This window comes from Streptomyces sp. NPDC029674 (assembly GCF_044903205.1).
In the GTDB taxonomy this organism is placed as follows: Bacteria; Actinomycetota; Actinomycetes; order Streptomycetales; family Streptomycetaceae; genus Streptomyces.
In genome coordinates, this window is sequence record NZ_JBJDPY010000009.1 from 348,839 (window position 1) to 360,671 (window position 11,833).

Here is an 11,833-nt window from a genome sequence, read left to right on the forward strand (position 1 = left end):
CCGTGCAGTCCCGCAATCCGGCGGGGTTCGCGGACGGGCACGGTTCCCGCACGGGTTGGGGGAGGATGTACTCATGCAGCCACGGAACATGTCCATGAGCGGAGTCGTCGACCTCGCCGCGGTGAAGGCGGCCCAAGAGGCCAAGGCGAAGGCGGAGCAGGCGCGCGCCGAAGCGGCGCGGCAGGGCGGGGGCGCGGCGGGCGCCGCGGTGAGCCCGGCCTCCCTCGTCATCGATGTCGACGAGGCCGGCTTCGAGAGCGAGGTCCTGCAGCGCTCCACCGAGGTCCCGGTCGTCATCGACTTCTGGGCCGAGTGGTGCGAGCCGTGCAAGCAGCTGGGCCCCCTCCTCGAGCGGCTCGCGCAGGAATACAACGGCCGTTTCCTCCTTGCCAAGATCGACGTCGACGCCAACCAGATGCTGATGCAGCAGTTCGGGGTCCAGGGGATCCCGGCTGTCTTCGCGGTGGTGGCCGGACAGGCCCTCCCCCTCTTCCAGGGTGCCGCCCCCGAGGCGCAGATCCGCCAGACCCTGGACCAGCTCATCCAGGTCGGCGAGGAGCGCTTCGGCCTCACCGGCCTCGTGGTCGACGCCGACGCCTCGGGGCAGCAGGCCCCCGCGCCGGCCGAGGTGCCGGCCGGCCCCTACGACGCTCTGCTCGAAGCGGCCGTGCAGGCGCTGGACGCGGGCGATCTCGGCGGTGCCGTGCAGGCGTACAAGAACGTGCTCAGCGACGACCCGGCCAACACGGAGGCCAAGCTGGGCCTCGCGCAGGCCGAGTTGCTCCAGCGTGTGCAGGGTCTGGACCCGCAGGCGGTCCGCAAGGACGCCGCCGACAACCCGGCGGACGTGCGGGCCCAGATCGCCGCGGCCGACCTGGATCTGGTGGGCGGTCATGTCGAGGACGCCTTCGGGCGGCTCATCGACACGGTGCGGCGCACGGCGGGCGACGACCGGGACGCCGCGCGGGTGCGGCTCCTCGAGCTCTTCGAGGTCGTGGGCGGCGACGACCCGCGCGTGACGTCGGCGCGTACGGCGCTCGCCCGGGTCCTCTTCTGACCCGGCCGCACCACCCCCTCCGGCTGACCAGTCCCTAAACGCGGGGCGGTGTGATGCCGGAGTGAAAAGTCTGTTCCCGGGACACCACAGTGGCCGCGCTTTGCCAAAACTTGGCAAACGCGGCCACTGTTACTGGGAGTAAGAGACGGGTATCCCTCTGGGCTGTTGTGCCCGCTGATGCCCCGTTCTGTGACACCTCTTTGAGCCACCGTCCGTGGCCGACCGATACCGCGCGGTCGCGCATCGGTTATCCGGCCGTTACTAGCCAGTAACGAACCCCCTTGTGCGGGGGCCGAGAATGCACCACGATCGGCCACGCTCGGTCCGATGACCCGCAACCCGAAAGCCAGTCGGGAGCGGGCCCTTCGGGTCCCCACCGAGCAGGCCGGTGACGCCGTCGCCGGTCTGGACAGGGGGGTCTCTGCCGTATCCGGCAGGGCCTGTCCGTGAGGTTGTGCGTGATGCGTCAGGCGCGACCAGTGGTTGTCGCTCGGGGGTGATCGCCGGTGAACGTGGTGCGGTTGCGCGCCTCCGATGCGGGCGCTCTCCTTCCCGAGGACGTAGCACTTCTCCCATCCCTGCCCGGCTGAGCCGCCCGAAAGGGAGCAGTCAGGGCCGGAGATGTACGTCCGAGAAGGAGGAAAGTCATGGAATCTGTGGCTCGTGGCGGAACCAGATGGAAGCGGTTCGCCGTAGTCATGGTGCCGAGCGTCGCGGCTACGGCCGCGATAGGTGTCGCCCTCTCGCAGGGCGCGCTCGCGGCATCGTTCAGCGTGTCCGGCCAGTCGTTCAAGGTCTCGGCCGACAAGCTCGACGGCCGCGGCATGGTGCAGTACGGCGGCGTCGACGTCGGTGTGGACATGAAGGGTGAGAAGGCCTCTCACCCGGTCTCGGTCTCGGCCTTCAAGAAGGCCAAGATCACCAACATGTGCCAGTCCGTCGTGACGCACATCCCGGTGCTCGGCGATGTCACGCTGCAGCTGCGGGCGGGCGGCGGCAAGACGCCGGTCGAGGCCAAGAACCTGTACATCGACGTGGCGCAGCTGGATGCCGACGCCGAGTTCAGGAACATCAACATCGGTGTCGCTGCCGGGTCCTCCACCAAGGGCCCCGGCATGAAGGGCGGCAAGGAGCAGGCGAACCCGAACGGTTTCGCCCAGGAAGCCGACCGCGCCATCCTGAAGAACATCGAGCAGACGGCCTGGGCGACCAGCGCGGGCACCTTCAAGCTCAGCGGCCTCAACATGAAGCTGCACAAGGGCAAGAACGAATGCTTCTGAGCATCCGCTCGAGCACCCGCTGAGTCCTTGACCCGCCGGCCCGTCAGGGCGGGCACGGGACAGTGACTGGCCCGGCGGGCGGGGAGAGCACTCTCCCGCCCGCCACCGCAGAGCTTCACCGAATTCACGTACCGCCGGTTCCAAGGAGCTGTTTTCCCATGAGCGCCAAGTCACCGGGGCCGAACGACCACTTCATCGCGGTCTACCGCGGGAAGTTCCGGGCCTGGCGGGGCTCCCGCCCGTTCTGGGCAGGCCTCCTCACCATCCTTGGCGGCGTGCCGATCGCCTACCTGCCCTACGGCAACATCAAGCTCGGCAACCTGACGCTGGCCCTGGCCACGACGGCGGGCGCGGGCTCGCTGATCATCGGCGTCCTCCTGATGGTGCTCGGTCTGACGATGTGGTTCCAGGTGCACACCCGCGTCTTCGCGGGCGTCGCGGCGATCCTGCTCGCCCTGGTCTCCCTGGTCGTCTCCAACATCGGCGGCTTCCTCGTCGGCTTCCTGCTCGCGCTGATCGGCGGCGCCCTCGGTATCGCCTGGGGCGAGCCCGGGAGCGTACCCGCGAAGGGTGCGAAGGGGCGCGCGGAGAGGAAGCCCGAACCCGCGGTCGCGGGCGGTGTGGACGGTGCGAGCGCTACCGACGATCTGTCAGGAACGAGCCCGGTGGACGGGACGAACGGGAGGCACCGTGCAGGCTGACGAGGTGCACCACGAGGACTCCGCGGGGGAGCCTCGCGCGAGATCCGGGCCGCGCCACGCGGCCCCCAGGAAGCCGCTGCTCACCCGTCTGCAGATGCCCGCGGGCAAGGCGATAGCCCTCGCGGCCATGCCGAGTGCGGTACTCATGGGGATGGGCCTGACCCCGACGCTCGCGCAGGCGAAGCCGGGCGTCCCCAAGAACCCCTTCCGGGACGGCCCGTGCGTCACGGCGCCGGACGACGCGTCCAAGTCCGTCGAGGAGGAAGCGAAGGACGCCAAGGACGCGAAGGACGCTGCGGACGCCAAGAAGAAGGCCGACGAGGAGAAGGCCGACCGGGACGAGCCGGGCAAGGACACCACCGAGCCCGAGGCGACTCCCTCGCCCTCCGATGGCACGAAGACCGACCCGGACGACAAGACCGGCTCGGACGGTGACGGCGAGGCCACCTCGCCCTCCGCGGACGAGAAGGACAAGGACGCGGCCGAGGAGCCGGCGCCCGACCCCTCGCCCTCCGAGACCAGGAACCCCTGGGACCCGCTGGGTGTGGGCGACGCGCTCAAGGACGTCTTCACGCCCGACGACCCCGACGACAAGGAGTCCCCGAGCCCGACGCCGACCCCCTCCGCCTCGGAGGAGACCAAGTCCCCCGAGGACACGGCGAAGGACACGGCGAAGGACACGGCGAAGGACACCGTCGAGGACACGACGGACAAGGTCACCGAGCCCGTCGAGGACACGGCCGACAATTCCGGCGACAAGGCCGACGAGCTCGAGGACGAGGCCGGGGACAAGGCTGACGACGCCAAGGCCGAGGAGACCGAAGAGGCCACCGACCCGATGGCTCCGGACGCGGACGGCAAGAAGCCGTTCCCGTGCGTCGTCGAGAAGAAGGTCGACGGCGAGGCCGAGCAGACGCCCGCCCCGATCCCGGACGACCCGTGGGAGCTGGAGGCCAGCTCCCTGCTCCTCAAGGGCCTGGACTACAAGGGCGTCGTGAACCTCACGACGGCCGGCGGCAAGAAGAAGCAGGCGCTGAAGTTCACCGTCGACAACGGCACGGACATCGGCGACCTGCACCAGATCGCCCCGGGCCCCGACGGCTCGAAGTACCACATCAGGGCGGACGAGGGCTCCACGTCCACGATCCGCGACGGGCAGACGATCATGTACACGGAGCGGTTGCAGGGCAACCTGTTCGGGCTGATCCCGATCGTCTTCGACCCCGAGCACCCGCCGCCGCTGAACGTCCCCATCGCGTACTTCACCAAGGTGAAGGTCCTGCAGGCGGCGCAGTTCGGCGGCACGCTGACCGTGCCGGGCCTGGAGCAGACGATCACCCGCTGACACCGGCCGGACCTGCGCACACATACGCCGAGGGCGCCTCCTGGACCAGGAGGCGCCCTCGGCGTATGTGCGGACCCGGAGGACCCGGAGGGTCAGTCGCGGTCGCCGCCGCCCAGGTGGTGCACCCGGACCATGTTGGTGGTGCCGGGGACGCCGGGGGGCGAACCGGCGGTGATGACGACCGTGTCACCGTCGTTGAAGCGGTTCAGCTTGATCAGCTCGGCGTCGACGAGCTCGACCATCGCGTCGGTGTTGTCGACGTGCGGCACGACGTAGGTGTCCACGCCCCAGCTCAGCGTCAGCTGGTTGCGGGTCGCCTCGTCCGTGGTGAAGGCGAGGATCGGCTGGGCCGCGCGGTAGCGGGAGAGGCGGCGGGCCGTGTCGCCGGACTGGGTGAAGGCGACCAGGGCCTTGCCGCCCAGGAAGTCGGCGATCTCGGCGGCGGCACGGGCCACCGAACCGCCCTGCGTACGCGGCTTCTTGCCCGGCACGAGCGGCTGAAGACCCTTGGAGAGCAGCTCCTCCTCGGCCGCGGTGACGATCTTCGACATCGTCTTGACGGTCTCGATCGGGTACGCGCCGACGCTCGACTCGGCCGACAGCATGACCGCGTCGGCGCCGTCCAGGATGGCGTTGGCGACGTCGGACGCCTCGGCGCGCGTGGGGCGCGAGTTGGTGATCATCGACTCCATCATCTGGGTCGCGACGATCACCGGCTTGGCGTTGCGGCGGCACATCTCCACGAGGCGCTTCTGCACCATCGGGACCTTCTCGAGCGGATACTCGACGGCCAGGTCGCCACGGGCCACCATCACGGCGTCGAACGCCGCGACGACGCCCTCCATGTTGGCGACGGCCTGCGGCTTCTCGACCTTGGCGATGACGGGGACGCGGCGGCCCTCCTCGTCCATCACCTTGTGGACGTCCTTGACGTCGTTGGCGTCGCGCACGAAGGACAGGGCGACCATGTCGCAGCCCATCTTCAGGGCGAAGCGGAGGTCGTCGATGTCCTTCTCGGAGAGCGCGGGCACGTTCACGGCCGCGCCGGGCAGGTTGATGCCCTTGTGGTCGGAGATGACACCGCCCTCGACGACGATCGTCTTCACGCGCGGGCCGTCCACCTCGACGACGCGCAGCTCGACGTTGCCGTCGTTGATCAGGATCTGGTCGCCCTTGGAGACGTCGCCCGGCAGACCCTTGTAGGTCGTGCCGCAGATCGACTTGTCGCCCGGGACGTCCTCGGTGGTGATGGTGAACTCGTCACCGCGCACCAGCTCGACGGGTCCCTCGGCGAAGGTCTCCAGACGGATCTTCGGGCCCTGGAGGTCGGCGAGGACGCCGACGGCACGGCCGGTCTTCGCGGCGGCCGAGCGGACGCGGTCGTACCGCCCCTGGTGCTCGGCGTGCGTGCCGTGGCTGAAGTTGAAGCGGGCCACGTTCATGCCGGCCTCGATCAGCGAGACGAGCTGCTCTTCGGAGTCGACGGCGGGGCCCAACGTGCAGACGATTTTGGAACGGCGCATGGGGGCGATCCTATCGGTTTGTTTCGCTACGGAATATTCCGTCTGGTGGAATCTACAAATGGGCGGCTGTGCGCTCAGGCGTTGCGGTCATCCACCAGCGCATACGTCTGAGTGGCGATCTCCAATTCTTCGTCGGTCGGCACCACGGCGACGGCGACGCGCGCGTACTCGGGCGAAATCAACCGCGCTTCGTCGGAACGTACGGAATTGAGCGCCCCGTCCACCGCGAGTCCCAGCTCCTCCAGGCCCGCCACCGCGGCCTCCCGCACCGGAGCGGCGTTCTCGCCGACCCCGGCGGTGAACACGATGGCGTCCACCCGGCCGAGTACCGCGTAATACGCGCCGATGTACTTCTTCAAACGGTGGATGTAGATGTCGAAAGCGAGTGCCGCCTCTTCATCACCGGCGTCGATACGGCGCCTGATCTCCCGCATGTCGTTGTCGCCGCAGAGCCCGATCAGACCGCTCTTCTTGTTGAGCAGAATGTCGATCTCGTCGATGGACATTCCGCCGACCCGGGCGAGATGGAAGATCACCGCCGGGTCCATGTCACCGGACCGGGTACCCATCACGAGCCCCTCAAGCGGCGTGAGCCCCATCGATGTATCGACGCACCGGCCGCCCCGCACGGCGCTCGCCGACGCGCCGTTGCCCAGGTGCAGCACGATGACGTTCACGTCCTCGGGTGCCTTGCCGAGCAGCTTCGCGGTCTCGCGCGAGACGTACGCGTGGGACGTGCCGTGGAAGCCGTACCGCCGCACCCGGTGCTCGTCGGCCGTCTTGACGTCGATGGCGTAGCGCGCCGCGGACTCCGGCATCGTCGTGTGGAACGCGGTGTCGAAGACGGCGACCTGCGGCAGGTCGGGGCGGAGCGCCTGGGCGGTGCGGATGCCGGTGATGTTCGCCGGGTTGTGCAGCGGCGCCACCGGGACGAGCCGCTCGATCTCCTTCATCACCGCGTCGTCGATCACGGTGGGCTGGGTGAACTTCAGACCGCCGTGCACCACCCGGTGGCCGATCGCGGCCAGCTCGGGGGAGTCCAGGCCGAGCCCGTCGGCGGCCAGCTCGTCGGCGACGGCCCGCAGCGCCGCCTCGTGGTCCGCCATCGGCTCCTCGCGCTCACGGGGCTCGGCGCCGCCGCCGGTCAGCGGGGTGTGCTTGAGGCGGGAGCTCTCCTCGCCGATCCGCTCGACCAGGCCGACGGCGAGACGTGAGCTGTCCCGCATGTCGAGCAGCTGGTACTTCACCGACGACGAGCCGGAGTTGAGGACGAGTACGCGCGTGGCGGTCACTGATCGAGACACCTTCTGTGGGGGTTACTGGGTCGGCGGCTGGGCCTGGGACTGGATCGCCGTGATGGCGACGGTGTTGACGATGTCCTGGACGAGCGCGCCCCGGGACAGGTCGTTCACCGGCTTGCGCAGGCCCTGGAGGACCGGGCCGACGGCGATCGCGCCGGCCGAGCGCTGCACGGCCTTGTACGTGTTGTTGCCGGTGTTCAGGTCGGGGAAGATCAGCACGCTCGCCTGGCCCGCGACGTCCGAGCCGGGCAGCTTGGTGGCCGCGACGGACGGCTCCACGGCGGCGTCGTACTGGATCGGCCCCTCGATCTTCAGGTCGGAGCGCTGGCCGCGCACCAGCTCGGTGGCCTCGCGCACCTTGTCGACGTCCGCGCCCGAGCCGGACGTGCCCGTCGAGTACGACAGCATCGCGATCCGCGGCTCGACCCCGAACTGCTCGGCGGTGGTCGCCGACTGCACGGCGATGTCCGCGAGCTGCGGGGCGTTCGGGTCCGGGTTGACCGCACAGTCGCCGTAGACGAGCACCTTGTCGGCGAGGCACATGAAGAAGACGGAAGAGACGATCGAGGCGTCCGGCTTGGTCTTGATGATCTCGAAGGCGGGCCGGATGGTGGCCGCCGTCGAGTGCACCGAGCCCGACACCATGCCGTCGGCGAGGCCCTCCTGGACCATCAGCGTGCCGAAGTAGTTCACGTCCGCCACCACGTCGTACGCGAGCTCGACGGTGACGCCCTTGTGGGCGCGCAGCTCGGCGTACTTGGCGGCGAAACGGTCCCGCAGCTCGGAGGTCTGCGGGTCGATGAGCTCCGAGTCGGCGAGGTCAACGCCGAGGTCGGCGGCCTTCTTGCGGATCTGCTCGACCGGTCCGAGCAGCGTCAGGTCGCAGACGCCGCGGCGCAGCAGCACGTCGGCGGCGCGCAGCACCCGCTCCTCGGTGCCCTCGGGCAGCACGACGCGACGCCGGTCGGCGCGGGCCCGCTCCAGGAGCTTGTGCTCGAACATCATCGGCGTGACCCGGTCGCTGCTGGGCGCCGAGACGCGCTTCAGGAGGTCCGCGGTGTCGACGTACCGCTCGAAGAGACCGAGCGCGGTCTCCGCCTTGCGAGGCGTCGCCGCGTTCAACTTCCCTTCGAGGGCGAAGAGTTCGGCCGCCGTGGGGAAGGAGCCGCCGGAGACCGCGACCACCGGGGTGCCGGGGGCGAGGCGGTCGGCGAGGGTGAGGATCTCCGGGCCCGGCTGCTCGTTCAGGGTCAGCAGGACGCCCGCTATGGGCGGCGTACCGGCGCTGTGCGCGGCGAGCGAGCCGACCACGAGGTCGGCGCGGTCGCCGGGGGTGACCACGAGGCAGCCCGGAGTCAGGGCGTTCAGGAAGTTCGGCAGCATGGCGCCGCCGAAGACGAAGTCCAGGGCGTCGCGCGCGAGCCCCGAGTCGTCGCCGAGCAGCACGCGGCCGCCGAGGGCGTGGGTGATCTGCGCGACCGTCGGCGCGGAGAGGGCGGCCTCGTCCGGCAGCACGTAGCAGGGCACGGGAAGGCTGGCCTTCAGCCGCTCGTGGATCTCGTCCCGGTCGGCCGGGGCCACCCGGTTCGTGATCATCGCGAGGACGTCGCAGCCCAGCGAGTCGTACGCGCGATAGGCGTTCCGCGTCTCGGCGTGCACCGACTCGGCGGTCTGGTTCTTGCCGCCGACCACCGGCAGCACGGAGGCGCCGAACTCGTTGGCGAGGCGTGCGTTGAGCGCGAGCTCGTCGGGCAGCTGGGTGGCGGCGTAGTCGGTCCCCAGCACGAGGACGACTTCGTACTCCCGCGCGACCCGGTGGAACCGGTCGACGAGCCGCGAGACCAGTTCGTCGGTACCCTGCTCGGCCTGGAGCGCGGACGCCTCGTGGTAGTCCATGCCGTACACGGTCGCGGCGTCCTGCGAGAGGCGGTAGCGGGCCCGCAGCAGGTCGAAGAGCCGGTCGGGGCCGTCGTGGACGAGCGGCCGGAAGACGCCGACCCGGTCGACCTGGCGGGTCAGGAGCTCCATGACTCCCAGTTCGACGACCTGGCGACCGTCGCCCCGGTCGATCCCGGTCACGTACACGCTGCGCGTCACGCGTGCTCTCCCCTTCTTCGCTGCCTGCCGGGGATCCGTCGGGTACCCCGGGTGAGCTGGACAAATTACCCGATATCGCGGCTGTGCCCTCTTGACAATACCTCTGCGGCTGGCTAGGTCGCCCGCCGGAAGAGCTCTGGAGGGACGGGGTCCCCCAAAGCCTCTGCCCCCGGATCGGACACACATCCGTCGGACAGGTGTGAGCGGCGCCCCCCTTCCGGCCGTGGAACAATCGGACCGGCTCACAAGTACCAACAGCGAGCAGGAGACACAGCGCGATGCGTATCGGAATTCTCACCGCGGGCGGCGACTGCCCCGGCCTCAACGCAGTGATCCGGTCGGTCGTGCACCGCGCCGTGACGCACTACGGCGACGAGGTCATCGGCTTCGAGGACGGCTACGCGGGCCTGCTCGACGGGCGCTACCGCCCCCTCGACCTGAACGCCGTCAGCGGCATCCTCGCCCGTGGCGGCACCATCCTCGGCTCGTCCCGCCTGGAGCGCGGCCGGTTCCGCGCGGCCTGCGACAACGCCAAGGACCTGATCGAGCGGAGCGGCTTCGACGCGCTCATCCCGATCGGCGGCGAGGGCACGCTCACCGCGGCGCGCATGCTGTCCGACGCGGGCGTGCCGGTGGTCGGCGTCCCGAAGACGATCGACAACGACATCTCCTCCACGGACCGCACCTTCGGCTTCGACACGGCGGTCGGCGTGGCCACCGAGGCGATGGACCGCCTCAAGACCACCGCCGAGTCGCACCAGCGCGTGATGGTCGTCGAGGTCATGGGCCGCCACGCGGGCTGGATCGCCCTGGAGTCCGGCATGGCCGGCGGCGCGCACGGCATCTGCCTGCCCGAGCGCCCCTTCGACCCCGCCGACCTGGTCGCCCTCGTCGAGGAGCGCTTCTCGCGCGGCAAGAAGTTCGCGGTGATCTGCGTCGCCGAGGGCGCGCACCCGCTGGACGGCACGATGAACTACGGCAAGGGCGCGATCGACCAGTTCGGCCACGAGCGCTTCCAGGGCATCGGCACGGCGCTCGCGTACGAGCTGGAGGCCCGCCTCGGCAAGGAGGCCAAGCCGGTCATCCTCGGCCACGTCCAGCGCGGCGGCACCCCCACCGCGTACGACCGCGTCCTCGCCACCCGCTTCGGCTGGCACGCGGTCGAGGCGGTGCACCGCGGCGAGTACGGCCGGATGACGGCGCTGCGCGGCACGGACATCACGATGGTGCCGCTCGCGGAGGCGGTCACGGAGCTGAAGAGGGTCCCGAAGGACCGGATGGACGAGGCGGAGTCGGTCTTCTAGGGGGCTCTTCGGCGGGGGTGGCGGCGGGGCCCGGAGACGTCGGGTCAGGTGCGGCCGCCGGCTCCGCCCCGGGCCAGCGCCCAGAAGTGCTCGAGGACCCGGTCGAGGAAGTCCCGCCCGGCCTCCCCGGACGCGTCGGAACCGGCGCCGCCGCCCCAGCTCAGCGTCCGCGCCATCCGGGACTGGTAGTCCTCGTGCATCTGCCGCAGCACGTCCTCGACGTGCCGCTTCTCCAGCGGCAGCAGCTTGCTGACGGGCCGCACATACCCCTGCCACCGGGTGGTGACGGCGCTGCGCAGCAGCTCGGCGAGGGGCTCGGCGCGGCCGGTGACGTTGACGAAGTCGGGCACGGAGAGCTGGAGGATCCGGGCCAGCGCCTCGGACTGCCGCTCGTTCCCGCGCCAGGTCTCGGTCTCCTCCATGCGCAGATAGGCCTGGATCTCCACGCCGGCCTCCCGCGCGACGTCCTCCGGCGCGAGCCCGCGCGCGACCCGGTGCTCGCGCAGGGTCCGCGCGGCCCCCATGAGCTCCCCGGGCGAACACCACAGGGTCGCGGCGAGCGCGGTGAGCTCGGCGGAAGTGGGCGAGGCGAGCCCCCGCTCCCAGGCGGCGACGGTGTCGGCGGTGATGTACGTGAGCCCGTAACTGGCCCGCAGCCCATAGGCGACGTGCCCGTGGGCCATCCCCAGCGCCTCCCGCAGGCGCCGGGCGGCGGGGAAGTTGAACGGGGGCGTGGGCTGCTGGGGTTGGTGCGGCGGCTGGCCGGCTTGGCTCGGTTGCACGGGCACACGGTAGGCCCCTGTGGGGGTGGTGACTACGGTGTGTTTCTACGAGGTTGCGGATTGGTGGGAAGGTACGGGCCCGGTCGGTTCATTTCTGGGCGGCGGCCAGCAGTTCGCGGAGGTGCTTGACTTCCTCCACGAGCCGGGGGACCGCTTCTCGGGCCATGGCGATGAACGCTGCGTTCTCGTCCCACCGGCTGTCCGCGCAGTCCACATAGCGTGGGCTCTGCACGAGTGTGGCCGCGATCATCTCTCCTTCGTCGAAGGCGGGCCATCGTTCCCCGCGCCCGGTGTCCTCCACCGTGCTGACCGCAACGAGGTTCATGGCGTGATCGTCGTCCAGGTTCCTGACGTACCAGGGGCCGGGTGTGGCCGCCGCGCACATCTCCATGATCTCTTCAAGGTCCACGTCGGGGGTGCCGTTGGTATCGCGCATGACGGTA

At 70.1% G+C, this 11,833-nt stretch carries 10 protein-coding genes; 5 read left to right on the forward strand and 5 right to left on the reverse strand.

What is annotated here, in order from left to right; translation table 11 throughout:
* Positions 1-73 precede the first annotated feature (73 nt).
* From ACI2L3_RS23570 to ACI2L3_RS23585, 4 genes are all read left to right on the forward strand, one after another.
* Positions 74-1,057: a tetratricopeptide repeat protein gene (locus tag ACI2L3_RS23570; RefSeq protein ID WP_404754345.1), complete on the forward strand. Its 984-nt coding sequence runs from the start codon at positions 74-76 to the stop codon at positions 1,055-1,057.
* Between the two features lie 647 nt (positions 1,058-1,704).
* Positions 1,705-2,337 carry a DUF6230 family protein gene (locus ACI2L3_RS23575; protein ID WP_404754346.1) on the forward strand — a complete coding sequence of 211 codons (633 nt, stop codon included), beginning with the start codon at positions 1,705-1,707 and terminating at the stop codon, positions 2,335-2,337.
* A gap of 158 nt (positions 2,338-2,495) precedes the next feature.
* The gene (locus ACI2L3_RS23580) at positions 2,496-3,038 is read left to right on the forward strand and encodes a DUF6114 domain-containing protein (RefSeq protein WP_404754347.1); all 543 of its coding nucleotides are present in this window, start codon (positions 2,496-2,498) and stop codon (positions 3,036-3,038) included.
* Positions 3,028-4,383 carry a hypothetical protein gene (locus ACI2L3_RS23585; RefSeq protein ID WP_404754348.1) on the forward strand — a complete coding sequence of 452 codons (1,356 nt, stop codon included), beginning with the start codon at positions 3,028-3,030 and terminating at the stop codon, positions 4,381-4,383. Before ACI2L3_RS23580 ends, ACI2L3_RS23585 begins: the two co-directional genes overlap by 11 nt.
* A gap of 92 nt (positions 4,384-4,475) precedes the next feature.
* Here the strand turns inward: ACI2L3_RS23585 and pyk are convergent, their stop codons facing one another.
* The 3 genes from pyk to pta all read right to left on the reverse strand — a co-directional run bounded on the left by pyk (position 4,476) and on the right by pta (position 9,304).
* Complete coding sequence (pyk, locus tag ACI2L3_RS23590; protein WP_362990366.1) at positions 4,476-5,906, reverse strand: pyruvate kinase; 1,431 nt, start codon at positions 5,904-5,906, stop codon at positions 4,476-4,478.
* Positions 5,907-5,980: 74 nt separating this feature from the next.
* The gene (locus tag ACI2L3_RS23595; RefSeq protein WP_404754349.1) at positions 5,981-7,198 is read right to left on the reverse strand and encodes an acetate kinase; all 1,218 of its coding nucleotides are present in this window, start codon (positions 7,196-7,198) and stop codon (positions 5,981-5,983) included.
* 24 nt (positions 7,199-7,222) lie between these two features.
* Positions 7,223-9,304, reverse strand: coding sequence for a phosphate acetyltransferase (gene pta, locus ACI2L3_RS23600; protein ID WP_404754350.1), 2,082 nt, complete (start codon positions 9,302-9,304; stop codon positions 7,223-7,225).
* A 278-nt stretch (positions 9,305-9,582) separates the two neighbouring features.
* Here pta and ACI2L3_RS23605 point away from each other — a divergent pair, with 278 nt between their 5' ends.
* On the forward strand, positions 9,583-10,608 hold the full coding sequence (locus tag ACI2L3_RS23605) for an ATP-dependent 6-phosphofructokinase (RefSeq protein WP_404754351.1): 1,026 nt from the start codon (positions 9,583-9,585) through the stop codon (positions 10,606-10,608).
* A gap of 44 nt (positions 10,609-10,652) precedes the next feature.
* On the opposite strand, the gene ACI2L3_RS23610 is transcribed toward ACI2L3_RS23605, so the two are convergent.
* The gene (locus ACI2L3_RS23610) at positions 10,653-11,291 is read right to left on the reverse strand and encodes an XRE family transcriptional regulator (RefSeq protein ID WP_404754393.1); all 639 of its coding nucleotides are present in this window, start codon (positions 11,289-11,291) and stop codon (positions 10,653-10,655) included.
* Between the two features lie 187 nt (positions 11,292-11,478).
* Entirely contained in the window at positions 11,479-11,826 is a 348-nt protein-coding gene (locus tag ACI2L3_RS23615; RefSeq protein WP_404754352.1) for a hypothetical protein, read from the reverse strand.
* Positions 11,827-11,833: the final 7 nt, after the last annotated feature.

Bases quoted from the DNA above. Each gene is read 5' to 3' on its own strand.
- ACI2L3_RS23570 (WP_404754345.1), top strand. From the start codon at position 74: ATGCAGCCACGGAACATGTCCATGAGCGGAGTCGTCGACCTCGCCGCG.
- ACI2L3_RS23605 (WP_404754351.1), top strand. From the start codon at position 9,583: ATGCGTATCGGAATTCTCACCGCGGGCGGCGACTGCCCCGGCCTCAAC.
- ACI2L3_RS23610 (WP_404754393.1), bottom strand. From the start codon at position 11,291: ATGGCCCACGGGCACGTCGCCTATGGGCTGCGGGCCAGTTACGGGCTC.
- ACI2L3_RS23615 (WP_404754352.1), bottom strand. From the start codon at position 11,826: ATGCGCGATACCAACGGCACCCCCGACGTGGACCTTGAAGAGATCATG.
- pyk (WP_362990366.1), bottom strand. From the start codon at position 5,906: ATGCGCCGTTCCAAAATCGTCTGCACGTTGGGCCCCGCCGTCGACTCC.
- ACI2L3_RS23580 (WP_404754347.1), top strand. From the start codon at position 2,496: ATGAGCGCCAAGTCACCGGGGCCGAACGACCACTTCATCGCGGTCTAC.
- ACI2L3_RS23575 (WP_404754346.1), top strand. From the start codon at position 1,705: ATGGAATCTGTGGCTCGTGGCGGAACCAGATGGAAGCGGTTCGCCGTA.